The 23970-nt window shown below is 60.0% G+C and carries 22 protein-coding genes; 11 read left to right on the top strand and 11 right to left on the bottom strand.

Annotation, left to right across the window (positions count from 1 at the left end; translation table 11 throughout):
- Positions 1–47: 47 nt before the first annotated feature.
- The 3 genes from ACIOYV_RS06330 to ACIOYV_RS06320 are packed head-to-tail and all read right to left on the bottom strand — an operon-like array spanning position 48 to position 3231.
- The gene (locus ACIOYV_RS06330; protein WP_401321893.1) at positions 48–1319 is read right to left on the bottom strand and encodes an FAD-dependent oxidoreductase; all 1272 of its coding nucleotides are present in this window, start codon (positions 1317–1319) and stop codon (positions 48–50) included.
- Positions 1312–2259: a dihydrodipicolinate synthase family protein gene (locus ACIOYV_RS06325; RefSeq protein WP_054050870.1), complete on the bottom strand. Its 948-nt coding sequence runs from the start codon at positions 2257–2259 to the stop codon at positions 1312–1314. Before ACIOYV_RS06325 ends, ACIOYV_RS06330 begins: the two co-directional genes overlap by 8 nt.
- 45 nt (positions 2260–2304) lie before the next feature.
- Positions 2305–3231, bottom strand: a complete 927-nt coding sequence (locus ACIOYV_RS06320; protein WP_401321891.1) for a 4-hydroxyproline epimerase — start codon at positions 3229–3231, stop codon at positions 2305–2307.
- Between the two features lie 171 nt (positions 3232–3402).
- Between ACIOYV_RS06320 and ACIOYV_RS06315 the strand changes: the two genes are divergently transcribed.
- Positions 3403–4176 (top strand): helix-turn-helix domain-containing protein, encoded by a 774-nt coding sequence (locus tag ACIOYV_RS06315; protein WP_401321888.1) that lies wholly within the window; start codon positions 3403–3405, stop codon positions 4174–4176.
- A 25-nt stretch (positions 4177–4201) separates the two neighbouring features.
- Here the strand turns inward: ACIOYV_RS06315 and ACIOYV_RS06310 are convergent, their stop codons facing one another.
- Both ACIOYV_RS06310 and ACIOYV_RS06305 read right to left on the bottom strand, forming a co-directional pair.
- Positions 4202–4909 carry an NUDIX hydrolase gene (locus ACIOYV_RS06310; RefSeq protein ID WP_401321886.1) on the bottom strand — a complete coding sequence of 236 codons (708 nt, stop codon included), beginning with the start codon at positions 4907–4909 and terminating at the stop codon, positions 4202–4204.
- Position 4910: 1 nt separating this feature from the next.
- Positions 4911–5456, bottom strand: a complete 546-nt coding sequence (locus ACIOYV_RS06305) for an adenylyltransferase/cytidyltransferase family protein (RefSeq protein WP_401321884.1) — start codon at positions 5454–5456, stop codon at positions 4911–4913.
- Positions 5457–5639: 183 nt separating this feature from the next.
- Here ACIOYV_RS06305 and ACIOYV_RS06300 point away from each other — a divergent pair, with 183 nt between their 5' ends.
- The 5 genes from ACIOYV_RS06300 to ACIOYV_RS06280 all read left to right on the top strand — a co-directional run bounded on the left by ACIOYV_RS06300 (position 5640) and on the right by ACIOYV_RS06280 (position 10949).
- A complete protein-coding gene (locus ACIOYV_RS06300) occupies positions 5640–6287 on the top strand; it encodes a nicotinamidase (RefSeq protein WP_401321881.1) in 648 nt (215 codons plus the stop codon).
- Between the two features lie 10 nt (positions 6288–6297).
- Positions 6298–7527: a nicotinate phosphoribosyltransferase gene (gene pncB, locus ACIOYV_RS06295; RefSeq protein WP_054050900.1), complete on the top strand. Its 1230-nt coding sequence runs from the start codon at positions 6298–6300 to the stop codon at positions 7525–7527.
- A gap of 1 nt (position 7528) precedes the next feature.
- Positions 7529–8386 (top strand): ammonia-dependent NAD(+) synthetase, encoded by an 858-nt coding sequence (gene nadE / locus ACIOYV_RS06290; RefSeq protein ID WP_401321878.1) that lies wholly within the window; start codon positions 7529–7531, stop codon positions 8384–8386.
- 92 nt (positions 8387–8478) lie between these two features.
- Complete coding sequence (locus tag ACIOYV_RS06285) at positions 8479–9132, top strand: peroxiredoxin (protein WP_054050904.1); 654 nt, start codon at positions 8479–8481, stop codon at positions 9130–9132.
- Between the two features lie 446 nt (positions 9133–9578).
- Positions 9579–10949 carry an LLM class flavin-dependent oxidoreductase gene (locus tag ACIOYV_RS06280; RefSeq protein WP_401321875.1) on the top strand — a complete coding sequence of 457 codons (1371 nt, stop codon included), beginning with the start codon at positions 9579–9581 and terminating at the stop codon, positions 10947–10949.
- Positions 10950–10972: 23 nt separating this feature from the next.
- Here ACIOYV_RS06280 and ACIOYV_RS06275 read toward each other — a convergent pair whose 3' ends face one another.
- Positions 10973–11716, bottom strand: a complete 744-nt coding sequence (locus tag ACIOYV_RS06275; RefSeq protein ID WP_401321873.1) for a GntR family transcriptional regulator — start codon at positions 11714–11716, stop codon at positions 10973–10975.
- A gap of 136 nt (positions 11717–11852) precedes the next feature.
- On the opposite strand from ACIOYV_RS06275, the gene ACIOYV_RS06270 reads away from it, so the two are divergent.
- The 4 genes from ACIOYV_RS06270 to ACIOYV_RS06255 all read left to right on the top strand — a co-directional run bounded on the left by ACIOYV_RS06270 (position 11853) and on the right by ACIOYV_RS06255 (position 17013).
- A complete protein-coding gene (locus tag ACIOYV_RS06270; protein ID WP_401321871.1) occupies positions 11853–12692 on the top strand; it encodes an ABC transporter ATP-binding protein in 840 nt (279 codons plus the stop codon).
- Positions 12689–13690, top strand: a complete 1002-nt coding sequence (locus tag ACIOYV_RS06265) for an ABC transporter substrate-binding protein (protein WP_401321868.1) — start codon at positions 12689–12691, stop codon at positions 13688–13690. Before ACIOYV_RS06270 ends, ACIOYV_RS06265 begins: the two co-directional genes overlap by 4 nt.
- A gap of 13 nt (positions 13691–13703) precedes the next feature.
- Positions 13704–14453, top strand: a complete 750-nt coding sequence (locus ACIOYV_RS06260) for an ABC transporter permease (RefSeq protein ID WP_401321865.1) — start codon at positions 13704–13706, stop codon at positions 14451–14453.
- A 187-nt stretch (positions 14454–14640) separates the two neighbouring features.
- Positions 14641–17013, top strand: coding sequence for a hypothetical protein (locus ACIOYV_RS06255; RefSeq protein ID WP_401321863.1), 2373 nt, complete (start codon positions 14641–14643; stop codon positions 17011–17013).
- 14 nt (positions 17014–17027) lie between these two features.
- Here the strand turns inward: ACIOYV_RS06255 and ACIOYV_RS06250 are convergent, their stop codons facing one another.
- The 4 genes from ACIOYV_RS06250 to ACIOYV_RS06235 all read right to left on the bottom strand — a co-directional run bounded on the left by ACIOYV_RS06250 (position 17028) and on the right by ACIOYV_RS06235 (position 21949).
- Positions 17028–18860 carry a DAHL domain-containing protein gene (locus ACIOYV_RS06250; protein WP_401321860.1) on the bottom strand — a complete coding sequence of 611 codons (1833 nt, stop codon included), beginning with the start codon at positions 18858–18860 and terminating at the stop codon, positions 17028–17030.
- Positions 18861–19138: 278 nt separating this feature from the next.
- The gene (locus ACIOYV_RS06245; protein WP_401321857.1) at positions 19139–19573 is read right to left on the bottom strand and encodes a hypothetical protein; all 435 of its coding nucleotides are present in this window, start codon (positions 19571–19573) and stop codon (positions 19139–19141) included.
- 141 nt (positions 19574–19714) lie between these two features.
- Positions 19715–20488: an L-iditol 2-dehydrogenase gene (locus ACIOYV_RS06240; protein ID WP_401321854.1), complete on the bottom strand. Its 774-nt coding sequence runs from the start codon at positions 20486–20488 to the stop codon at positions 19715–19717.
- Positions 20489–20638: 150 nt separating this feature from the next.
- Positions 20639–21949: an ABC transporter substrate-binding protein gene (locus tag ACIOYV_RS06235; RefSeq protein WP_401321852.1), complete on the bottom strand. Its 1311-nt coding sequence runs from the start codon at positions 21947–21949 to the stop codon at positions 20639–20641.
- A 244-nt stretch (positions 21950–22193) separates the two neighbouring features.
- On the opposite strand from ACIOYV_RS06235, the gene ACIOYV_RS06230 reads away from it, so the two are divergent.
- Complete coding sequence (locus ACIOYV_RS06230; protein WP_401321849.1) at positions 22194–23084, top strand: helix-turn-helix domain-containing protein; 891 nt, start codon at positions 22194–22196, stop codon at positions 23082–23084.
- Between the two features lie 4 nt (positions 23085–23088).
- Here ACIOYV_RS06230 and ACIOYV_RS06225 read toward each other — a convergent pair whose 3' ends face one another.
- Positions 23089–23892, bottom strand: coding sequence for a putative hydro-lyase (locus ACIOYV_RS06225; RefSeq protein ID WP_265038741.1), 804 nt, complete (start codon positions 23890–23892; stop codon positions 23089–23091).
- Positions 23893–23970: the final 78 nt, after the last annotated feature.

The following is a 23970-nucleotide window of genomic DNA, read 5'->3' as shown; positions in this document are numbered from 1 at the left end:
AGCTCCATTCAGAAGTTTGCAATCCGAAGACATCACCGGCGTATTTCTCAAAAACGATCCAGCCTGTAAGGCCCGATAGCCGGCAACTCATGGGATGTGCTGGTGGCCCCGGGCGCAGCGATTTGAGCAATCAGCTCAGCCGTCACCGCCGCCTGCGTCAGCCCCAAATGCTGGTGACCAAAGGCGAGCAACACCTTGCCATCGCACACCCGGTCGATGATCGGCAGGGAGTCCGGCAAGGACGGGCGAAAGCCCATCCATGGCGTGGCGGCTTCCGCGCTCAGGTCGCGGCTGAACAAGCCTTGGCTCAGGCGATGCAATTGCCAGGCGCGTTGCATGGTCGGCGGGCTGTCGAGACCGGCGAATTCGACGGTGCCGGCCAATCTCAAGCCCTCGGTCATCGGCGTCATGATGAATTTGCGTTCCAGCGAGGTGACGGCGAACGGCAGGCGATCATGTTCATGGGGCAACATCAGGTGATAACCGCGCTCGGTGTCCAGCGGAACTTTTTTGCCGGTCAGCGCCTTGGTGAGTTTTGCCGAGTGGGCGCCGCAAGCGATCAGGACCCGGCGGGCGGTGAGGCGGCCTTGGTTGGTGATCAGCGAGACACCGTGCTCGTTGAGGTGTCCGCCCTGGACCTGTTGTTTGAGGAATTGCACGCCGTTGGTTTTGGCGGCGTGCACCAGTTCGCCAACCACGCGAAAGGGGTCGAGAAAATGCCCGGTGCTCGGGAAGAACAATCCGCCCTGTATCCGCTCGCTGAGTTGCGGGGCCATGGCGCTTACGGTCTCGGCCTGCCAGTAATCGACGGGCACTTCCTGCTGGCGCATGCGTGCTTGCAGTGCTTCGATTGCCTGACGCGAGTCGGCGCGCTCGAACACCAGCAATGAGCCGTCCTCCCTCATCAAATCCGGACGGGCGATGTCCTCCAGCAACCGACGCCAGGCGCCAAGGCTGCTTTCGTTGAGCGCGCGGATGCCAGCCACGGTGCGCTGGAAGGGCGCCGGGCGCAGGTTCAGCAACAGCCGCGTAAACCAGGGCAGGGCGCGAGGCAGGTATTTCCAGTCCAGGCGCAACGGGCCCATCGGGTCCATCAGCATCGCGGGCAGGCGCTTGAGGATCGACAGGTCCGCGATGGGAAACACCTGCTCGGTGGCCAGGTGCCCGGCATTGCCGAACGAGGCGCCATGACCGGGTTCCTGTTGATCGATGACTACCACCCGCAGCCCCTGGCGTGCCAGGCGCAAGGCGCAGGCGACGCCGATGATGCCGGCGCCGATGACCGCAATGTCGGGATACTCAGCGCCGCGATCAGACATCGTTTTGCTCGGTCGACCAGTGTTCGTACCATTGGCGGAACAGCGCGTATTGGTTCTCGGCGTAACGACGCTGGGCAGCGCTGAGCACATCGGTGTCGTTGAAGTGCAGGGTGTATTCCTTGTCACCATTGAGCACCATCAAGTGCTTGTAATAGAGCACCAGATCGCAGCCTTCATCGAACGACGACAACACCGACAACGCCGATTCCAGCTCCCGGGCCAGGCGACGAGCCTTGGCATCACCGTTGGCTGCTTGCTTGCTCAGGGCCACGAGTTGCAGCACTTCACGCGGCAGGGCGTTGCCGATGCCGGTGATGGCGCCGGTGGCGTTGCAGTTGACGAAACCATGCACCACTTGCGTATCGACACCGACCATCAGGGTGACGTTATCGTCCTGGGAGGTGATGTTTTCAGCGGCGTAGCGCAGGTCTGCGGCACCGCCAAACTCCTTGAAGCCGATCAGGTTCGGGTGTTCGCGGCGCAGTTCGAAGAACAGCTCGGCGCGGGTGGCGAAGCCGTAGTAAGGGCTGTTGTAGATCACCGCCGGCAGCTTCGGCGCGGCATTCAGGATGGCGGCGAAGTGGGCCTTTTGCGCGGTGGCCGAGGCGCCACGAGACAGCACGCGCGGGATTACCATCAAACCGTGGGCGCCGACTTTGGCGGCGTGGGCCGCATGGGAAATCGCCTCGCGACTGTTCACGGCGCCGGTGCCGACGATGGTCGGAACACCCGCTGCCACCAGGCGTGCCACGCCTTCCTGGCGTTCGGCTTCGGTCAGCAGCGGCCAGTCGCCCATGGAGCCGCAGTACACGACTGCACTCATGCCGATATCGATCAGCTCGCGAGCCTTCGCCACCAACTTGTCAAAGTCCGGTTTGCGTTCGGCGGTGCACGGGGTCATCAGGGCAGGGATGCAGCCAGTGAAAATGTTACCGCTCATGGTGATCACTCCAGATTTATTGAGAGGGAAGTGCCGCGTGGTCGCTCAAATGCCCCACGCGAAGGGATCCTGTTCGTCGATCAGCAGTGTGCTGTCGGCGGTCATGAACGCCTGGCCGGTAATGAACGGGCGGACACGCTCGCCTTCCCATTCGTAACTGCCGATGAACTGGCTGTCGGTGATGCTGGCCTGGACCCAAGGCTCACCGGCGGCAAGTTTTCCATCCGCCGCCAGGCACGCGAGTTTGGCGCTGGTGCCGGTGCCGCACGGCGAGCGGTCGTAGGCTTTGCCGGGACACATGACAAAGTTGCGGCTGTCGGCCTGATCGTCGTCGGCGAACAACTCGACATGGTCGATGACTGCGCCGTCTTCGCCATGGATGCCTTGGGCTTCCAGGGCCTTGAGCATCGCCCAGGTGTATTCGGTCAGGGCGTCGACGTTGTCGAGTTGCAGCACTTTTGCGTGATCGGACACCAGGAAGAACCAGTTGCCGCCCCAGGCGATATCGCCGTACACACGGCCATGTCCCGGAACGTCGACCGGCACCTGTTGGCGGTGGCGATAGGCGGGCACATTGCGCAGCGTCACTTTGCCGTCGTCGTGCAACGTGGCGCTGACCGGGCCGACGGGCGTGTCGATCTTGTGCTCGCCGGGCTTGATATACCCCAGGTAATGCAGCGAGTTGACCAGGCCGATGGTGCCGTGACCGCACATGCCGAGGTAGCCGGCGTTGTTGAAGAAGATCACGCCGCAAGTGGCGTCCGGCGACACCGGCTCGCAATACAGCGCGCCGACCAATACATCGTTGCCGCGTGGTTCCAGCAGGCAGGCACGCCGCCAGTGGTCATGCTGGTCGCGCAGGGCATCGCGTTTCTCGACCATGGTCTGGCCGGGCAATTGCGGAAAGCCACTTATCACAAGGCGCGTCGGCTCGCCGCCAGTGTGAGAGTCAATGACATGAACCAGTTTCATAAACCTATCCTTGAGGAGTGCGCAGGCAATGGCCATAGCCTGGACTTGGCGCCACTCTAGCGATTGATCTTTTCAGTGGGTGCGGATGACGAAATCAGCACAATGCAGGAGTGCTCGACACTGCCCCCGCGACGGGGCAATCTCGGGTCGGGTATTGAGAGGGTGAGACGGATGACGCAGAACGCGTTGGCGATGCTGTGCCAGGGGAGCGAGGGGAATCGCCCCGAAACCATCGAAGCATTACTGGCCGGCGTGGCACCGCTGTTGCCGATGCTGGACGTGATTCCGAACGCGACGATTTTTATCAAGGACGTCCAGGCGCGCTACGTCATGGCCAACCGGGCGCTGGTTCAGCGCTGTAACTTGAAACAGCTGCATTCCCTGCTCGGAAAAACCAGCGCCGAGGTTTTTCCAGCACAGTTTGGGCCGGGTTATACCGAGCAGGATCGACGGGTGCTGGAGCAAGGACTGGTGCTGGAAGATCAGCTGGAGCTGCACTTGTACGGCAGCCGCGAGCCCGGTTGGTGCCTGACGCACAAGCGACCGCTGTTCAACCACCACGGTGAAATCATAGGCCTGGCGGGCATCTCGGTGGATTTGCAATCGGCCAGCGACACGCACCCGGCGTACCAGCGTCTGGCGGCCGTGGATGACTACATTCGCACGCATTTCAATCGTCGTGTCACCTTGGCCGAACTGACGCGGATTGCCGGCATTTCCGTGGCGCAACTCGAAAGGTATTGCAAGCGGGTGTTCCACCTGACGCCACGGCAGATGATTCAAAAGGTCCGCCTGGAACACGCGCATCGTCTGCTGCACACCGACATTCCCATCACCGAAGTCGCGTTGCAGTGTGGCTACACCGACCACAGTGCGTTCACCCGCCAGTTCAAGGCGTTGACCGGGTTTACGCCGCGTCAGTATCGGCAGGCCACCGGGGATTAACGTTAGATACGCCTGTTGACGAAACTCACTCCAGAAAACTTCGATCAAACAGGTACAGGCTGGCAGGCTTGAGATTTTCCAGGGTGGCTTGCGGGCGGCCGCCGTCACCGCTCTTTTTGCGCCCGGTTTCCTTTAAGTAGCCAGCCTCGGCCATTTTCAACAAACGCTGACGAATGCTGGTCTTGAGTACGGGGCGCTCGAGCACCAGCGAGAAGATGTTCACCGCTTCCGGCGCGCTGAATTCACTGCCGAGGAACATCAGCGGCAGGCTGCTGTAGAGGGCTTTCGACAGCAGTCGCTCCTGCACGGCGGCCACCAGGCTGTTGTGGTCGAACGGCAGTTTCGTCGAGGCGTCCGCCACATCCTTGAGCGTAAAAAACTTCTGATGCTCTGCGAGCTGTACGTCTTGGCTGACGATGGCGAGATAGAACGTGGATGACGACCAGCAGCGTGGATCGCGGAACGCATCGCCGACGGTGCCGACCTGTTCAATCCACGCCAGCGGCATGCCGACCTTGTTCGACTGGCGCAAACGCTCGACGGCATCGCCCAGTGTCAGGTCTTCGACTCCGCCATTGACCACAATGCCGGGCAGCGCCCAATGGCCGGCGAACGGCTCGGCTTCGCGCCGGTTCAAGAGAATTTCAAGCGCCTGGGTTTGCCGGCAGTAGCGCAAGACGCAGAGGTCGATGGTGTGCAGGTAGGCACTGGTGTGGGCGATGCGGTCTGGCATGTCAGTTTCCGTGAGCAGCGTAGAGGTCGTAGTTTACCGGGTTCATGCCCGGCGCCAGCCATTGACTGGGCAGTGACTCGCCCAAGGCCAGGCGTTCGCGTATTTGCGTGCTGTGGACCTGGATTTTTTCCTCCACGCAGAGGATGGAAAAACGCTCCAGCAATTGCGCGCCGCGATAGAACGTGGGTAACAGCCGTGCCACGTCCTGACCCACCACCAGCGCAATCTGTTTGCCATCCAGGGCCAGGCTGTCAGCGAGGTGGGCGAGCAGGGTGTAGCTGTAGATCGGTCCTTCGACGCTGCGCGCCACCTCTTGCTCGACTCGACTCGCACACAGTTCGGCTTGGCACAGCGGCTGCACATGCTCAACGATCGATTCCAGCCATTCCAGGCGAAGCGCGTAATCGGCCATGCGTTTGCCGTAGGGGTGCCTGAAGCTTGGGGCGACCCATACACGTCGGGCCTGGGTTGATGCCTCGATCATCGCCTGGACATGACCGGCGTGCGGCGGATTGAAGGCGCCGCCATAAAGGGCAATCTCAAACATGGCTGATCTTCCTGTTTGGTACATGACGTGTACCTTATCATCAAAATTTCTTCAGGCGAAACACTGCGCCATTCTTTCTTTTCCTACGCATAAAGATTGTTGGTCGAAATTATTTTCAGAAAGCGGCTTGTCTTGTAAGTACATGACGTGTACCGTTCGATCCATGCAAAGGAGAGACACGACATGAACAGCCTGACCGTGAAAACCGCTTCCTTCGATGTTGATGCACAAAAGAGCTTCACGCCGTTGTGCCCTGATGAACTTCCTGTCACCGGAGGGGACCAGATTGGCGGCGAGCTGAACTTCATGGCGTCCCTTGGTAGCCTGCGTGTCGGCAGCAAGGATGCACATTCACCGCACGCCCCTTGGGTGGTTGCGCAGCACTCGCAAATGCTTCAGCCGACCGGTCTTGAGCACGCCGACGTGACGTGGGTCAGCCATTGTGTTCCCGGCACTGAAGGCTTTGGTTTGCTGGACGAGTTGCCGAGCCCTTACGACTACGACTACTTCGTGTGGAAGGGCGTCGAGCCGGACCTTCACCCCTACGGCGCCTGTTACCACGACCTGCACGGCAAGTTGTCTACCGGCGTCATCGAATACCTGAGAAGCCGGGATGTGCAGCAGGTCATCGTCGGTGGCCTGGCCCTGGATTTCTGCGTCAAGACCACTGCGCTGCAACTCGCGGCCGCCGGTTTCAAAGTGATCGTGCATCTCCCGGCCTGTCGGGCCATCAACGAGGAGGGCGCCACCCAGGCTATTCAAGACATGCAACAGGCGGGCATCGCGGTTGCCGCGACTCGCGAAGCCACCGCCCAATGGGCAAGCGCATAAGGATATCAACATGGACAGTGCATTCGATTCAGGCAATGGTGTGATCCAGAGTCTTCTGGACACCGATTACTACACCTTCACCATGATGCAGGCAGTCTTGCACCAACACCCGAATGTCGAAGTGGAATACCAGTTCATCGTGCGCTCCAAAGAGCGGCTCGGGCACTTGATCCCGCAGATTCGCGAAGAGCTGGAGAAGCTCGCCGGACTGCAATTGCGCGAAGGTGAACAGCGGTTCCTGTTCAACAAGCGTTTCCGCGAGTACCTGACACCGGACTTCGAACAGTTTCTGGGGCTGTTCCGCTTCAATCTGCGCTACATCCATGTCTCGGAAATCGACGGTCAACTGAACATCCGCGTTCGCGGCCCGATGCTGCATTGCATCATGTTCGAGCAGCCGGTGCTGGCGATGGTCAGCGAGTTGCGCAACCGCGAGAAGTACCCCGAAGTCGAACTGGCCGACGTCACTCGCCAGCTGTACCAGAAGTTCGAATGGCTGGAGAAAAACGCCAGTCGTGAAGAACTCGCCGAGTTGCGTGTCTCGGACTTCTCGACCCGCCGGCGCCTGTCTTTCCGGGCCCAGCGCGAAGTGGTGAACGTGATGCGCAGTGATTTCCCCGGTGTGTTTGTCGGCACCAGCAATGCTCACCTGGCGTATGAGTTCGACTTGCCACTGATCGGCACCATGGCCCACCAATGGCTGATGGTGCACCAGCAACTCGGGCGGTTGCGCGAGAGCCAGAACGCCGCCTTGGAAAACTGGGTGCACGAGTACCGTGGCCGGCTCGGTATCGCACTGACCGATTGCATCAGCACCGATTTCTTTCTCAAGGATTTCGACCTGTACTTCGCCAAGCTCTACGACGGTCTGCGCCAGGACTCCGGTGACCCGATTGTCTGGGCCGACAAGGTACTGGCGCGTTACAAGGAACTGGGCATCGACCCGCGTACCAAGGACTTGATGTTCTCCGACGGCCTGAACTTCGAAAAATGCCTGCCGATCCTGCGCCACGTTCGCGGCAAGGCCAAATTCGGGTTCGGCATGGGCACCAGCCTGGCGTGCGATGTCGAAGGTGTCGAACCGCTGAGCATCGTGATGAAACTGGTACGGGTTCACGGTGAGCCGGTGGTGAAGTTCTCCGACGACCCGATCAAAAACGTCTGCGAAGACGCCTCGTTCCTGCGCTACGCGGCCCAGGTGTTCAACGTCACGATGATTAATCCACAATTGGGAGCCTGATATGACTACGCAACGGCAAGACATCATCGCTCGGGAATTAGGCATCAACCGTCAACTTGCATTGGGTGGCGAGGCCGCGGAAATCACCCGACGTATCGACTTTATCAAACAGGTGTTGCGCGACTCCGGATGCAAAGCGCTGGTACTTGGTATCAGCGGCGGCGTCGACTCGCTCACGGCTGGGCGCCTGTGCCAGTTGGCCGTGGAGCAACTGCGCGACGACGACTATGACGCGCGCTTTATCGCTGTGCGCCTGCCTTACAAGACTCAGGCTGACGAGCGCGACGCCCAGGCTTCCCTGGATTTCATCCGGCCGGACTTGATCACCACCAGCAATATCGCCGCGTGCGTTGACGGACTGATGGCGAGCATCGCCATCGGCGGCTTGCAGCCCAGCGCCGAACTCGTCGATTTTGCCAAAGGCAACGTCAAGGCCCGGGCCCGGATGCTGGCGCAATACGCCATTGCCAACTTCAGCAACGGCCTCGTGGTCGGCACCGATCACGGCGCGGAAGCGTTGATGGGGTTCTTTACCAAATTCGGCGACGGAGCCTGCGACCTGGCGCCGCTGTCGGGCCTGACCAAGACCCAAGTGCGGCTGCTGGCCGATGGCCTGGGCGCGCCGGCTTACCTGGTGCGCAAGGCACCGACGGCGGACCTCGAAGACCTGGCGCCGGGCAAACTGGATGAAGCCGCGTACGGCTGCACTTACGAGGAGATCGATGCCTACCTGATGGGCGAAACGGTATCGCCGCAGGCACGGCAGATCATTGAGGGCGCTTACCTGAAAACAGCGCATAAGCGCGCACTGCCTCGCGCCCCTGTTACCGGCAATCCAACGGTAACCGGCATGTCTTGAACCGTCTCCTATACTGTCTCGCGTCGACAGGTTCAACGCAGTTCCTGAACGCCGTTGAACTTCCCTCTGAACCCACAGTAAGGAGAACGCACATGGCAATCCGCATAGGCGACGAAGCACCGGACTTTACCGTTGAAAGCACCGAAGGCACCCTGCATTTCCACGAGTGGATCGGCGACAAGTGGGCGATTCTGTTCTCGCACCCCAAGGACTTCACCCCGGTGTGCACCACTGAACTCGGTTACATGGCCGGCCTCAAGCCTGAGTTCGACAAGCGCAATACCAAGGTGGTCGGGCTCAGCGTCGACCCGGTCAGCAATCATGCGAGCTGGGCCAAGGACATCGAAGAAACCCAGGGACATGCGGTCAACTATCCCATGATCGGCGACGAAAACCTGGTGGTGGCCAAGCTCTACGACATGATTCATCCGAACGCCAGCGGCGGTAATCGGACCGCAGTGGACAACGCCACCGTGCGCTCGGTGTTCATCATCGGCCCGGACAAGAAGGTCAAGGCGATGTTGATCTACCCGATGAGCGCCGGGCGCAATTTCGATGAAGTGCTGCGGCTGCTCGACGCCCTGCAATTGAACGCCAAGCACACCGTCGCCACGCCGGTGAACTGGCGTCCGGGCGAAGACGTGATCATCCCGACGTCGGTTTCCGACGAAGACGCGCGCAAGAAATACCCGGACGGCTTCAGGACGGTGAAACCGTATCTGCGCACGGTGGCGCAACCGAAGTAATTCGCCCCAGGCTTTAAAAATGGATCTGTGAAAACAGGTCCATTTTTTTTTGCCTGATCAAGGTTTGCTTGAGTCGAGCACGCTTTGCGAAGCGATATACATCCCATGTGGGAGCGGGCTTGTGTGGCGAGGGGGCTCGTCGGAATGCCGCATCACCCCGTTGGGTCGCGAAGCGGCCCCAAAACCTGCAGCTGTGATATGTCAGGCAAACGGAGTGAATTGTTCACGACTGCTTCGCAGCCGAACGGGGGCAAGCCCCCTCGCCACACAAGCCCGCTCCCACAGGTTTGATGTGTTTATATGCAATAGTTAAATATAGAAAATAGTTATGATCATTGTTTTTCATAATTAGGATAGATCAACAAAGCATTTCACAAGCGTATTCCCAACGCCTAAGGTCGTCCTTCAACGGCCAGCAGAGCTGCCATCTCCGGGGGAATATCCAGATGTCCACTTCACCACGACAACTCAAATTCGGCGCCATTCTCACCGGCGTCGGTACTGCCCAGAACGAATGGCTGCACCCGGAAATACCCGGCGATGCGAGCATCGATATCGACTGGTATCGCCAGCAGGCGCAACAGGCCGAGGCGGCGAAGTTTGACTTGATCTTCATTGTCGACAGCCCGTACATCACGCCGGATTCGGCGCCGCATTATCTGAATCGCCTGGAACCGCTGACATTGCTGTCCGCCGTCGCGGGGGCGACGTCGAAGATCGGGCTTGTTGCCACGCTGACGACGTCCTATACCGAACCGTTCAACGTGGCCCGGCAATTTGCCTCGCTGGACCTGATCAGCGGCGGTCGGGCCGGCTGGAACGTGGTGACCACCGGGCTCGAAGGCGCCGCCGGGAATTTCGGGCGCGAGCAGCACATCGACCATACCGAGCGCTATCGCCGGGCCGGTGAGCATCTGCAAGTGGTGCAAGGGTTGTGGGATTCCTACGAAGACGATGCGTTTGTACGCGACAAGCAGAGCGGGGTGTTTCTCGACCCGCAACGTCAGCACCGTCTCGATCATCAGGGCGAATTCTTTTCCGTGACCGGGCCATTGAACATCGCCCGTTCGCCCCAGGGCCAACCGGTGATTTTCCAGGCCGGGATTTCCGAGTCCGGGCGCAACCTGGCGGCGAACTTTGCCGAGGGGATTTTCGCCGGCGTGGACAATTTCGAGGATGCCCGCGCTTACTATCGGGACATCAAACAGCGCACCGCTGCGGCCGGTCGCAACCCCGATCACGTCACGATTCTGCCGGGCATCGCGCCGATCATTGCCGACACCGACGAGCAGGCCCAAGCCATCGATCGCGAACGCCACGGTGAACTGGACCTGAACAAGGCGCTGGTGCAACTCGGGCGGCCGTTCAACTATCACGACTTCTCCCAATACCCGCTCGACGAACCGTTCCCGGAGCTGGGTGAGCTGGGCAGCAACGGTTATCGCGGTCATGCCGAACACATCAAACAGGTGGCTCGTGAGCAGGGGCTGACCCTGCGTCAGGCAGCCTTGCGCTTTGCCTCTCCGTTTTCGAATTTTGTCGGCTCGCCAAAAACCGTGGCCGACGAGATCGAGCGCTGGTTTGTCGAAGGGGCGGTCGACGGGTTCAACATTCGCGTCGGTGCGCCAGGGGAGTTTGCCCGATTCGCCAACGAAGTCCTGCCGTTGCTGCGTGAGCGCGGCCTGTTCCGCAGCGAGTACAGCCACAGTACGTTGCGTGGGCATCTGGGGTTACCGGTGCCGGTCAATCGCCACAGTGCGGCGCGCGCTGTGCAAGCGGCTACCGTCAGCCAGCCTTTGCATGCGGTAGGTGCATAACGGCGTGATCGCAACTGGCCGATCTATCGGCCACTGGCGGATTTGAACACCCCGCTGAGCACGAAGGCGTAGCGTTCCGGGCGGATATAGAAAGTGGTGCGGTCGCAGCAGCGGCCATCCGCAAACCAAGAGGTGCGTTCCATCACCAACAGCGCGGCGCCGCGTTTGACATGCAGTGCGCCGGCCAGGCTTTTGTCCGCTTCTTGCGCACGGATCGCCAGGTCGGCGCGGGTGACCGGCAGGCCGGTGATCGACTCCAGAATCGAGTAGATCGGTTGATGTTCAACCTCCGTCCAGACCACGCTGGCCAACTCGGCGGGTAGATGGCTGCGGCCCAGGGCGATGGGTTCGTCATCAACGAAATGCAGACGCTCCAGCAGCAGGCAATCGCTCGCTGCTTCAAACAAACCGCGCAAAGCTTCCGGGACGGGCTGCAGCGTATGGCTGATGACCTGCATGCTCGGTTTGAGCCCTTGCAGTAACAAAGCTTCATGAAAACTGCGCAACGCATCCAGGCCGTGCCGAACCTGTTTCGCCGCCACGAACGTGCCTTTGCCTTGCTTGCGCTCCACCACGCCGTCGTCGCTCAGCTTGCCCACCGCAAGGCGCACCGTGACGCGGCTCACTCCAAAGCGTTCGCCCAGTTCGGCTTCCGACGGCAGTTTGCCGGAGGGTTCAAAGTCGCCGCGCTGAATCTCTTCCAGCAAACGATGGGCGATCTGTTCGTAAAGCGAGGTGCTGCTGTCGCGAAGAATGGACGTGGACACGGTCGGCTTCCATGTTCCCTGGAGTGGGGCGGTGCGCCTTCACTTCTAAGGTTATAAAAATAGGTTATTGGGACAACTTGTATTAATACGTATTATGTCAGGCATTCCCATTGTAAACGACCTGACGACACTTGCCATGCCCGAATCCTTGCCTTACGCACCGCCGCAAGCCGACGCCCTCACGGTCGATGACATCAGCTTCAGCTACCCCAACGGGCATCGGGTGTTCAGCGCTTTCAGCCTGAACGCGAAACCCGGTGAATTCGTGGCGATCCTCGGGCCGTCCGGCTGCGGGAAAACCACGCTGCTGAATCTGTTGTCGGGTTTTCAACAACCGCAAAGCGGCCAGATCAGCATCAACCAAACCGCAGTGCGGCCGGAGCGCTCGGAGTTGGGCTATGTGTTCCAGGCGCCGCAGTTGTTTCCATGGTTGAGCGCGCTGGAAAACGTGCGTTTTGGTCTGCGGATGACGGCGCAGCTCAGCGAGGATCAACAGCGTGCGCAGGCATTGCAGTACTTGCGCCTGGTCGGCCTGGAGAGCGCGGCGCAGCGTTTGCCCCATCAGCTTTCGGGCGGTATGCAGCAGCGCGTCTCTCTGGCCAGGACATTGGCATTGGAGCCCAGCGTATTGCTGATGGACGAGCCTTTCGCCGCGCTGGATGCCATCAGCCGCAACAGCATGAATGAAGAGACCCTGCGGATCTGGGCCGAACTGGGCCAGACGGTGCTGTTCATCACCCACGACATCGACGAAGCGGTGTTCCTCGCGGATCGGGTCATCGTGCTCAACATCGCCCCGGGCGGCATCCATAGCGAACTGGATATTCATCTGCCGCGCCCGCGTTCGAACCTGAAAACCCGTCGCCTGCCGGCCTTTCTCGATTACCGCAACGAACTGATGGAGCGCATTTCCCACGTCATGGAAGTGTCCGAGGCCATCGCCAACCCCACCCGTCAACCCGAGTTAACCGCATGATCAAACGTTCGCTGCTTGCTCTTTCCTTGTCTGTTGCCGCATTGGCAAGCAGCACATTCGCCGTGGCCACCGAAGACAAGCCCTTGCGTGTGGGTTACGTCTTCGCCATGGCCAACGCTCCGGCGCTGATCGCCGACAAACAGGGTTATTACCGTGATGAAGGCTTGAATGTCGATCTCAAGGCCTTGGGCGATGGTCCGGTTATCCAGCAGGCACTGGCTGCCAATGAGCTGGACGTGGCCTATGTCGGCACGCCGCCGGTGTACCAATGGTTCTCCCGTGGCCTGCAAAGCCGGATTCTGGCCAAGGTCAATTACGGTCAGGCGGCGGTGATTGTCGACGCAAAAAGTCCGATCAACAGCCTTGAGCAGCTCAAGGGCAAGAAACTCGCCGGGGTCAAGAAGGGCAGTGGCATGGACGTGCTGTTGCGCGGCTATGTGCTGAAAGAAAAGGCCGGGCTCAACCCTGACAAGGACCTGGACATCATCGACATGCCTCCCGGCAACATGAACGCAGCGCTGGAGCGCGGCATTGTCGACGCGGCGTTTTCCTGGGAGCCCTTTGTCAGCCAATCGTTGCTGCGCGGGTCGAGCCGGATTTTGCTCGACGTCAATCAGGCGCTGCCGAATTACCCGTGGTACGTGGTGATCGCGCTACCCAAAACCCTGCAGGAGCGACCGGACGACGTGGTCAAGCTGCTGCGTGCGCACCGCAAGGCCATCGCATTCCTCAATGAACATCCCGAGGAGTCGAACCGCATCATCGCCGAGGCGTTCAAGCTTGAAGCGGTGCAAGGGCCCGACGGCAAGACCATTGCCCCGGAAACCATCGTCGCCCAGGCGCGGACAAGACTGGGCTGGTCGGCTGATTTGCAGGCTGCGGACATCCAGTTCATCCAGCGCCTGATGAATTACTCCCACGACCTGGGCTTTATCGACACCACGCTCAAGACCGAGCAGATCGTGGATACCTCCTACCTGGAAAAAGCCTCGCGCTGAGTCTGAGCCTGTCATGTCCTTGCCAAAACCGAATTGGGGATGGGCTTCGCTGCCATTCTTGCTGTTGATCTGGATCGCCCTGGCGAGTCGTTTTCCCACTTACATCCTGCCGCAGCCCTGGGATGTCGCGCGCGAAGCGCTGCGCTGGCTCAGCGACAGTTCGCTGTGGCAGCACCTGCGGGCGAGCGTGCTGGAAGAGATCGGCGGCTTCTGCGCTGCGGTGGTTGTCGCGATTCTGTTGGGCACGGCCGGTGGCTTGTCTTCGCGCTTTCGCGATTTCATCTCGCCGCTCAACAGCCTGTTCATGGCCATTCCGCCGATCGCCTGGGCGCCGTTGATCATGATCATTTTCGGCCTGGGTTATGTCTCCATCGTGCTGGTGATTTTCATCGCTGCGGTGTTCCCCATGGCGGTGACCATCCAGGAAGGCGTGCAGAGCATTCGCGGCGGCGAAGTCCGCGCGGCGCGCACCTTGGGCGCCAATCCCTGGCAACTGCTGGCCCACGTTTATCTGCCGGCCTCATTGCCCTTCGTGACGGCGGCCTTGCGCATCGGTTTCAGCCAGGGTTGGCGCGCTTTGGTCGCCGCCGAAATGATCGGCGCGTCCCAGGGCATCGGCTGGATGGTCTCCACCGGCGGGCAGATCGGCAACAGCAGCCAGGTGCTGCTGGGCATCGTGTTGATCGGCCTGATTGCCTGGCTGATGGAGAGTTTTGTGTTCCGGCGCATCGAGCGCCACTACCAGAAATGGCGCGTCCAGTAGCAGCTGTCGAGCAACGCGAGGCAGCGTCCGGCGGCGAAGCCGTCGCAAAATCAGTCTATGCGGTGTGTCAGGCAGACCGCGTATGCAGGGTTTACGACGGCTGCGCCGCCGGACGCTGCCTCGCGTTGCTCGACAGCTGCTACGGGGCGTGTTTTGAACCCCTTTCATCCACTGCATGAGGTGTCATGTGAGTAACGTTTTCGATCCCCGCGAAGCCGGGCATTACATCGCCCCCCAAGGTCTCTACGAACGCAACAAGAAACGCCCGTTCCTCGGTCGCATCGACTGTGACCGTGACACGCTGGTTGCCGGGCAATGGGATGAAATCACCCTGGTCTACGAGGTCGGTGGAAGTGGTCTGGCGGACGGCGCCTGGTTGAAATTGGCATTCAAGTTCTACTCCGACTGGGCACTGTTCCAGACCTCGAATCCGGCCGGGCCCAATTACGTCAGCGCCGAGTATCAGGCGGGCGAGTTGGTCCCCGGCCAGAGCCAGGCCACCGTGCAGCACCTGAAAGTACGTTTCGACCAGAAGGGCCACGAACGGCCGTTCCAGAAAGCGATCATCATCGACATCATCGACGGCTATCTGAACCCGGGCGACAAAATCACCATTCGCCTGGGCGACCGTCGTCAGGGCGGTGCGGGGACGCGGGTGCAGAGTTTTGTCGAGAAAGACTTCCGCTTCCGGCTGTTCATCGACCCGTTGGGCAGCTCGAAATTTGCCGAAGTGCCCGGCGATCCGTTGTTGAACATCGTGCCGGGGCCAGCGCAAAGCGTGCAGTTGATTGTGCCGCGACTGGTCAGCGCCGGCGAGGCGTTCGACGTGTTGCTGCGGGTGGACGATGCCTGGGGCAACACCTGCCGCAACTTGCCGCTCAACGGTGTCTTGACCCTGGTTGATCCTGAAGGCGGCGAGCGCCAACAACCGTTCACCCTAGCCAATGAAGGCTGGGCGACGGTGCGGCTCGAAGGTTTTGATCTCGGCGCGGTTGGCGAGTGGCGCTTGTCCGCCGAGGTAGAGACGCCTGGCGTGCGTGGCGCCCAGGCCTCCGTCACCGTCGACCCGGCGGGCGCGGCATTGCGTCCGCTGTACGCCGACCTGCATGTGCACTCCGATGACACCGTGGGCACCAATGACACGCTGTACAACCTCAGTTACGGTCGCGATGTCGCCGGCCTCGATGTGCTCGGCTACACCGCCAACGACTTTAATATCACCGAGCAACGCTGGGATCAGGCGGTGAAGCTGATCCATGAACTCAACGAGCCGGGCCGCTTCGTCTGTTACCCCGGCACCGAGTGGTGCGGCAACTCCTGCGCCGGCGGCGACCGCAACGTGGTGTTCCTGCATGATCGCAAGCCCGAGTTTCCTTTCGACAACCAAGGGCGGCTGGTGCGCTCCTTCGAGTGGAACGAGTTCACCGCCGGCACCATAAAGCCGGGCGCCTGGCCGGTGGACGAGTTGTACGCCGCTTATGCGAAAGACCCGGAAGGTCACCTGATGATGCCCCATGTCGGCGGGCGTCGGTGCAACCTCGACTGGCATCACCCGGAGCTGGAACGCTTGATCGAAGTCGGCTCGGCCTGGGGCCAGTTCCATTGGGTCTACGCCGAAGCCTTGCAGCGTGGCTATCGGGTGGGCGCCGCGGCGAACAGCGATGAACACCAGGGCCGTTGCGGTGGTGGGGTGCCGGCCACGGCGGTGTTCGGTTCTCGCGGCGGGTTGACCGGTGTGGTTGCCGACGGCTTCGACCGCGCCAGTGTCGGCAAGGCGCTGCGTGCCCGGCGCACGTTTGCCACCACCGGCGAGCGTTCGTTTGCCAGCCTGCGTCAGGGCCGGCATTTCATGGGCGAGGTGTTCACGGCAGATTCGAACGCCACGCTGGACTATCGATTACTGGGCGAGGCGGGGTGGGAGCAGGTTGATCTGTTTGATGGCGAGACGCTGATCTGGTCGCGCAACCTGCATCAGGAACTGGGCTTTTCCAACCAACGCATTCGACTGCGCCTGGGCGGCGCGCGGATCAAGGATCGTTATCGCGGGGCTTACTGGACCGGCGAGGTTCGGGTCACCGGGGCGGTGATCAATGGCTTTCGCGCCTTGGGCCTCGATCACCCGGAGCAAACCGTATGGCGCAAGGACGCCACGACCCTGGCCTTTCGCACCGACACCAACGGCGACACCGACAGTATCGAAATCGACCTGTCGCAACTGGCCGGTGCGACGTTGCAGGTTCGCAGCCGCATCGACAACTACATCAAGGTTGGCGACCCGTCCGAACCGCAGCCCTACGTGCATGCGCCGACGGTATTGATGGAACTGTCTGGCGAAGAACTGCTGGCGCAATCCCAGGTGATCGAAGAGTTGCCGGGGGCAGAACTGAAAGTCTCCCTTGAGCGAACCACCGCGGCGCCGCTGCCTCGCGAGTTGCAGGGGCAGATCGACCTGGCGCAACTCAATCTGCAACCGGGTCGTGAGCATCCGTTGTTCATCTGCGCACGTCAGCGGGATCAGTCCAGGGTCTGGACGTCGGCGTTGTTCCTGACCCTGTCCTGACAGCGGAGCCCTGGCTAGAGTGTGCCGTCGGCGGTCACCGGCGGTTCACTGACGGGGCTTTCCGCCAGTTCAAGGGGGATTTCCAGGGTGAACACCGCGCCCAGTTCAGGGCCATCGCTGTAGACGTTAAGGTGCCCGTTCATTTCCACGGCGGCGAGTGCGCAACTGTGCAGGCCAAAACCATGGCCTTCTTTGCGCGTGGTGAAACCGTGATTGAAGATGCGCGACAGGTTCTCGGCGAGAATGCCTTCGCCCTGGTCCTTGACGCTGAAGCGCAGCGTTTTACGGTCGATGACGCAGACACTCAGGGTCATTTCCCGTTGCTGCTCGGTGACCTTGGACATCGCATATTTGGCGTTGCTGATCAGGTTGATCAGGATCAACAGCAACCGGTGCTTGTCGCCAATGATGGTCGGGACCTCGTGGTAGTCCTTGACCACCGTGACATGGTGCCGGCTCAAGGCGCCGGAATTCATCCGCAACGCATCTTCAAACAGATTGATCACGTTCAAGGGCTCGACCACACGCGCAGCGCCTGCGTAGGCCTGCTGGGTGGAAACGATGTCCTTGATGTGGTCGATACTCTTGGTCAGTTGCGACAATTCATCGACGATGCCGGACTGCTCGACCGCGATCGAATCCACCAGTTGATTGAAGTACAAGGGCAACAACTTACCTTTCTCATCGTGGGTGATGAATTGCCCCAAGTCCTCGGCATGCGCATTCATCATGTTTACCGCTTTGCCCAGACCCAGGGTTTTACTGGTCGACAAGCGATGGGCAATCACATCGGCGGAGACGTTAACGCTGTTCAACACATTGCCGACGTTGTGCAACACATTGGTGGCGATTTCCGCCATGCCGGCCATTCGCGCGGCATCCACCAGTTCGCGTTCGGCCTCGATCAATTCCCGTGTGCGTTCTTCGACGCGTTGTTCAAGGCGCTCGTTGGCGGTTTGCAGCTCTTCGTTGATGTTGTTGATCACCGTGTAACTGCGAATCAAACGTCCGGCCAGGTACACCAACAGGATCGCCATGAGGCTGGCGCAGATGGCCAGGTAAATATGGTATTGGCGGTCCTGTGCTTCCGTTCGCCGTTGGGTTTCGTTCAACAGCTCATTGATGCTGTCCAGTTGCTGTGCGACGGGAATCACATTAATCCGGTCGAGCAGGTCGTTAACAATGGGTTGTTCCCGAACGATGGTACTCACATGGGTGACATAGGCGTCGAAGGGGGCTCGGCGCTCGGCAGGGAGTTGGCTCATGTACTGGTTGATAACGCTCAGTTGGTTATCGATGGCCTTTGCGTTGTCGTTGGAGGCATATAACGCGTATTCGAGGGTAGTCAGCGTCAGATTCAGAATATTCCAGGAGTTGGACAGGTATTCCACCTGTTGTTTATCAGTGATTTCTTTCAATAAATCCTGAATCGAGTCTTCTACCTCAGGCAGGGCATCCAGGGCGGTGCGTAGTGCGGTGTTGTGTTGCTTGAACTGATCAACCAATAGCGTCTTGTTATGTACGGCATCCAAATAACCCTGACGTCGATCATTCCATAACGTGGCCAGCGGGCCGGAATTGTTCAGTTTGTCCAATTGGTCCCAGCGGTTACCTGATTCGGCCGGCGCTCCCAACTGCAAACTGCTGTTGATACCGATTTTAGCCCTGAGGATTTTCACCGCCCAATTGGCATCCAGCTGTTTCAGTTGACGAACAAAGTCCCGGGATTCGAAATAAGTGGACGTTTCATAGGAATACGATTTGATCAGCAGGAAGATCAGCGCCGCAAAAATAATCAGCGTTATGGCCGTCAAGCCAGTCCATGTGTAACGGCTGCTGATTTGCATAATGTTTTTCAACTCCCTGAAAACGGTGATACCCACATCATGCAAATGCCAATGTTGTGCAGATTCTAGTCGTACGTGGGGAAACTGCTTGCATCAACAGCGAAAAGCCCCGAAACCTGAAAAAGGTGTCGGGGCTTTCTAGTGCCTGATATCCCATCCTGAGGGCAATCAAGGACCCCCTGTGGAAAGTTCCATGTTGCAGGGGAACCCTACAGCCTCAAATTCGGTGGGTATTCGTGCTCGGCGGGTGAGCTTTTTTGCAGGTTAGTCAATGATAATCAGGCAGCCAGTTGTTGCTGCAGTTGCAGATTCCCATCAACATCCTTGACCAAACCACTGGCCAAAAACAGCGGTTGCAAGCGCTTGTGCAATTGAGGTTCGGCAAACTCCTTGACGGTCGCCAATACCAGGTTCCCGTACATCTCCAGCTCCGCTTTGGTATACGACAGCCAGGCCTTCTTCAGTACCATCAGCACATCGCTACCGGCGGTGGACGCGAAGCGGCGGTGCACCACCTGGCCTTCCAGATTGAAGGTGTGCTGGTACTCATAACCGGTCTCGTCGCCCTGGCTTTCGACACACCGAATGCAGGTGCACTTGCCGTCGCCGAACGCCACGCGCAGATAGCTGTTGAAGTCCACGACGGGCTTGAGCCCCAGGCGCTTATCATCGACTGCGAACAAATCCCCGGTCATTTTTTCTTCAGTACTCAACGTCAAATTCCCCTCAGTCATACGGCGTATTTTCACAGCGCTGCACAATACCAGCCGGATCGGCCTTGCGGTTACTTTCCAGGCCGGTGGACACGCAAACGCCACTCAATGAGTGGCGTTTTTTTTGTCCCGGATTAAGGGTCAACTCAACCAATTACCGCCATCCACGTTGTACGTCTGGGCCACGATGTAGTCGCTTTCTGTCGATGCCAGGAAGATCGCCATGCCGACCAGGTCTTGTGCAGTCGCCATACGTCCGAACGGCACTTCTTCGCCCACCAGTTTTTTCTTTTCCCCGAGCGGGCGGTTTTCATACTTGGCGAACAACGCATCAACACCGTCCCAGTGCTCACCGTCCACCACACCCGGAGCGATGGCGTTCACATTGATGCCGTGCTTGATGAGGTTCAGACCCGCCGATTGCGTGAGGCTGATCACCGCAGCCTTGGTTGCGCAATACACCGCCACCAACGCTTCGCCCCGGCGCCCGGCCTGGCTGGCCATGTTGATGATCTTGCCGCCATGGCCCTGGCTGATCATCTGCCGGGCGGCGGCCTGCAAGGTAAACAGCGTGCCGGCCACGTTGATCGAGAACAGTCGGTCGTAGCTCTCTCGGGAAATGTCGGTGATTGGCGCTAGGTCAAACAACGCCGCGTTGTTGATCAGGATATCGAGCTTGCCGGTTTTCGCGACAACGGCTGCGAGTGCGCCGTCGATTGAGGATTGGTTAGTCACGTCCATCTCCACCGCATAGGCATTCGGCCCCAACTCGGCCGCCGTGGCTTGTGCCTGTTGCAGGTTGATGTCGGCGATCGCGACGGTCGCGCCTTCGTTGATATAGGCGTGGGCAAATACCCGGCCGATACCTCGGGCTGAGCCGGTGATGAGGGTGCTTTTTCCTTCCAGGCGTTTCATGTTCTTCTCCGGTTGTTGGAGTGATAGGCAGGTATGCGGATCCAGTGTGGGAGCGAGCCTGCTCGCGAAGGCGGTGTGTCATTCACATCAATGCTGACTGACAGGGACTCTTCGCGAGCAGGCTCACTCCCACAGGGGGTAGGGCCGTGGTTATTTGGGATAGCCCGCGCGCTTCATTTCGCGTTCGGTGGACTGTTGCGCACTGGCCAGGGCCTGTTCGACCGACATCTGCCCGGTGAGGGCGGCGGACAGCTGTTTGCCGACCGATGTGCCGATGGCCTGGAACTCGGGAATGGTCACGTACTGGATACCCACGTAGGGCACCGGCTGCATGGACGGGTGCGCCGGGTCGGCGTTCTGCATCATCTGCAAGGTGACCTTGGCAAACGGCGCGGCCTGCAAGTAGGCGTCGCTGTAGGTGGACATCCGCGTGCCCGGCGGCACGTTGGTGATGCCGTCCTTTTGCGCGACGAGCTGGATGTATTCCTTGGACGTGGCCCAGGTCACAAAGGCTTTGGCTGCGTCTTTGTGCTGGGAGCTGGTCGGAATCGCCAGCGACCAGGCGTAGAGCCACGACGAGCCCTTGTCCGTGACCTGCGTCGGCGCCGCAACGAAGCCGACCTTGTCGGCGACATTGCTCTGGGTCTTGTCGGTGATGAAGGAACCGGCGACGCTGGCATCGACCCAGATCGCGCACTTGCCGCTGTTGAACAGGGCCAGGGTTTCGTTGAAACCGTTGCTCGACACGCCGGGCGGGCCGTAGCGCTTCAGCGTATCGACGTAGAAGTTGGCGGCGGCGGTCCATTCCGGACCGGTAAGCTGTGGCTGCCATTTCTCGTCGAACCAGCGCGCGCCAAAGGCGTTGGCCATGGTCGACAGCAACGCGATGTTTTCTCCCCAACCGGCCTTGCCCCGCAGGCACATACCGTATAGCTCTTTGTCCGGGTGGTGCAGCTTGCCGGCGAACTCGCCGAGCTGGGTCCAGGTCGGGTGCTCGGGCATGCTCAGCCCGGCGTCCTTGAACAGGTCGGTTCGGTAATAAGTGACGGTGCTTTCGCCATAGAACGGCAGGGCGTAGAGCGTGTCTTTGATTGAAAGTCCCTGGCGAACCGAAGGAAAGATGTCCGCGACGTCATAGTCGGCGGGCAAATCCTTCATCGGTTCCAGCCAGCGTTTGGCCGCCCACAATGGCGTTTCGTAGGTGCCGATGGTCAGCACGTCGAACTGGCCACCTTGCGTGGCGATGTCGGTGGTCAGGCGCTGGCGCAGGACATTCTCTTCCAGCACCACCCAATTGAGCTTGATGTCTGGGTGCGCAGCTTCGAAGGTTTTCGAGAGCTTTTGCATGCGGATCATGTCGCTGTTGTTCACCGTGGCGATGGTCACGGTGTCGGCCGCGTGGCCGAGCAGGGCGAAGGAAATACCGGCGGACAGAAAAAGTGCGTTGGGCAATAGCTTCATCGTGTTCTCCGCTCTGCGGCCTGGGCAGCAGAAACTTTTATTGTTGTAATCCGGGATGGCGAATCGATTACAACAGTTGCCCAAGGGCCTCACAAATGAATGGCATACGCCGCACTGATACTTTTTTAACCGGCCCCGCGCCCGGCAAAAAAGTATCAGTCGTCGCCCGACATTGCGCTAGGCAACCCCTACGCCTTAGTGTGAATCTTGCTTGACCTACAAAAATAATAAGGACTCGACAGTGATGAGCCATTACGCCACCGCGGAAAAGCAGCCCGCGCTCGAAGTCATCCTCAACGAGCCACAACACAGTTTTCGTTGGTATCAGCATGACTATCCCTTCGACCTGGCGCGCTGGAATCATCATCCCGAATTCGAAATCCACCTGATCCGCGAGGGCAGCGGTCGGCTATTGGCGGGGGATTACATCGGCCTGTTCGAGGCTGGCCACGTGGCGCTGATCGGCCCCGGCCTGCCGCACGACTGGATCAGCGATCTGGGCAAAGGCGAGGTGATTGCCGGCCGGGACGTGGTGTTGCAGTTCGACGGCCAGGCGCTGATGCAACTGCGCAACCTGGTGCCCGAACTCAATGAGCTGCAAAGCCTGTTTCGACAAGCCGCCCAAGGCATCGAGTTCATCGGTACGACGCGCAAGAAAGCCGCCGAGTTGCTGGAACAGATCGGCCAGAGCCAGGGTTTCGAGCGGTTGTGCCTGTTCCTGTCGCTGCTGCAACTGCTGGCCTCGGCGCCGGAAAGCCAAAGAAAAACCCTCGCCAGCCTGCAATACGCACCGATGCTCGACGCCTTGACGGCCCAGCGCATGAGCATCGTCTTCGACTACATCCTCAACGACCTCGCCGAGGAACTGCGCCTGTCCGTCATCGCCCAACGCCTGGAGATGAGCGAGCCGGCGTTCTCCAAGTTCTTCAAACGCGCCACCGGCCACACCTTCGTCGACCTGACCCGCAAGCTGCGAGTGCAGCGGGCCTGCCGTTTACTGGCGCAAAGCAGCCTGAGCGTGGCAAACATCTGCTTCGAAGTCGGCTACGCCAACCTGTCGAATTTCAACCGACACTTCCGGCATGAAATGCACGAGACCCCGAGCGAGTATCGGCAGCGCTTGCAGGCTGGCTGAAAAATTACATCGTGCTGTTCCACAGATCCGTCACCAGCATGCAGCCCGGCGCATGGGTGATGCACAGCGGTGGACGCGAGGCCTGCACCACCGATTGCGGCGTCACGCCACAGGCCCAGAACACCGGGATTTCATCGGCTGCGATCGGCACCGCATCGCCGTAATCCGGCGCGTCCAGCGAGCGGATGCCGATTAGCGACGGATCGCCAATATGCACCGGAGCGCCATGAACGTTGGGCATGCGCGCGGTGATCTGGATCGCCTGGATCGCGGCGGCGGCTTTCATCGGGCGCATGCTCACCACCAGTTTGCCGCCCAGGCGCGCAGTGGGGCGGGTGTCGATGTTGGTCTGGTACATGGCGACATTGCGCCCCAGATCGATGTGCTTGAGGGCGATGCCGGCGTCCAGCAGCGGTTGTTCGAAGGAAAACGAACAGCCGATGGCGAAAGCCACGAGGTCGTCTTGCCACAGGGACTCGATGTCCAGCGGCTCCTCGCACAACTCGCCGTGGCGATAGACCCGGTAGCGCGGCACGTCGTGGCGAATGTCGATGGCGGTGCCTAGATTGCGGAAGAACGGATCCCCGGGTTCGGTCACGTCCAGCAGCGGGCAGGCCTGGCGATTCAAGGTGCAGTAGCGCAGGAATTCATTCGCCCAGTCGCTGGGCAGAATCACGATATTGGCTTGCACCCGGCCTTGGCCGAGGCCGCTGGTGTGGCCCTGATAGTGTCCGGCGGCGATGCTTTGGCGCAGGGCCAGCGGGGCGCGCTGTTGTAATTGTTCGAAGGACAGGGCGGGTTGATTCATCACGGTAGCTCCACAGGTTCGTGGGTACTTTTTAGAAAACCGTGGCGATGCCGTCCAACAAGGAATGTTGTTGCCCCC

Origin of the sequence: Pseudomonas sp. NPDC087342 (assembly GCF_044744265.1) — a bacterium.
Lineage (GTDB): Bacteria > Pseudomonadota > Gammaproteobacteria > Pseudomonadales > Pseudomonadaceae > Aquipseudomonas > Aquipseudomonas nunensis.
Note: the sequence above shows the minus strand (reverse complement) of the source record. Positions and strands in the feature narration are given on the sequence as shown.

Coding starts and splice junctions, on each gene's coding strand:
- ACIOYV_RS06280 (WP_401321875.1), top strand. CDS start 9,579: ATGTCCACTTCACCACGACAACTCAAATTCGGCGCCATTCTCACCGGC.
- ACIOYV_RS06330 (WP_401321893.1), bottom strand. CDS start 1,319: ATGTCTGATCGCGGCGCTGAGTATCCCGACATTGCGGTCATCGGCGCC.
- ACIOYV_RS06265 (WP_401321868.1), top strand. CDS start 12,689: ATGATCAAACGTTCGCTGCTTGCTCTTTCCTTGTCTGTTGCCGCATTG.
- ACIOYV_RS06285 (WP_054050904.1), top strand. CDS start 8,479: ATGGCAATCCGCATAGGCGACGAAGCACCGGACTTTACCGTTGAAAGC.
- ACIOYV_RS06225 (WP_265038741.1), bottom strand. CDS start 23,892: ATGAATCAACCCGCCCTGTCCTTCGAACAATTACAACAGCGCGCCCCG.
- ACIOYV_RS06270 (WP_401321871.1), top strand. CDS start 11,853: ATGCCCGAATCCTTGCCTTACGCACCGCCGCAAGCCGACGCCCTCACG.
- pncB (WP_054050900.1), top strand. CDS start 6,298: ATGGACAGTGCATTCGATTCAGGCAATGGTGTGATCCAGAGTCTTCTG.
- ACIOYV_RS06240 (WP_401321854.1), bottom strand. CDS start 20,488: ATGAAACGCCTGGAAGGAAAAAGCACCCTCATCACCGGCTCAGCCCGA.
- ACIOYV_RS06310 (WP_401321886.1), bottom strand. CDS start 4,909: ATGCCAGACCGCATCGCCCACACCAGTGCCTACCTGCACACCATCGAC.
- ACIOYV_RS06305 (WP_401321884.1), bottom strand. CDS start 5,456: ATGTTTGAGATTGCCCTTTATGGCGGCGCCTTCAATCCGCCGCACGCC.
- ACIOYV_RS06250 (WP_401321860.1), bottom strand. CDS start 18,860: ATGCAAATCAGCAGCCGTTACACATGGACTGGCTTGACGGCCATAACG.
- ACIOYV_RS06230 (WP_401321849.1), top strand. CDS start 22,194: ATGAGCCATTACGCCACCGCGGAAAAGCAGCCCGCGCTCGAAGTCATC.
- nadE (WP_401321878.1), top strand. CDS start 7,529: ATGACTACGCAACGGCAAGACATCATCGCTCGGGAATTAGGCATCAAC.
- ACIOYV_RS06325 (WP_054050870.1), bottom strand. CDS start 2,259: ATGAGCGGTAACATTTTCACTGGCTGCATCCCTGCCCTGATGACCCCG.
- ACIOYV_RS06320 (WP_401321891.1), bottom strand. CDS start 3,231: ATGAAACTGGTTCATGTCATTGACTCTCACACTGGCGGCGAGCCGACG.
- ACIOYV_RS06235 (WP_401321852.1), bottom strand. CDS start 21,949: ATGAAGCTATTGCCCAACGCACTTTTTCTGTCCGCCGGTATTTCCTTC.
- ACIOYV_RS06260 (WP_401321865.1), top strand. CDS start 13,704: ATGTCCTTGCCAAAACCGAATTGGGGATGGGCTTCGCTGCCATTCTTG.
- ACIOYV_RS06315 (WP_401321888.1), top strand. CDS start 3,403: ATGACGCAGAACGCGTTGGCGATGCTGTGCCAGGGGAGCGAGGGGAAT.
- ACIOYV_RS06300 (WP_401321881.1), top strand. CDS start 5,640: ATGAACAGCCTGACCGTGAAAACCGCTTCCTTCGATGTTGATGCACAA.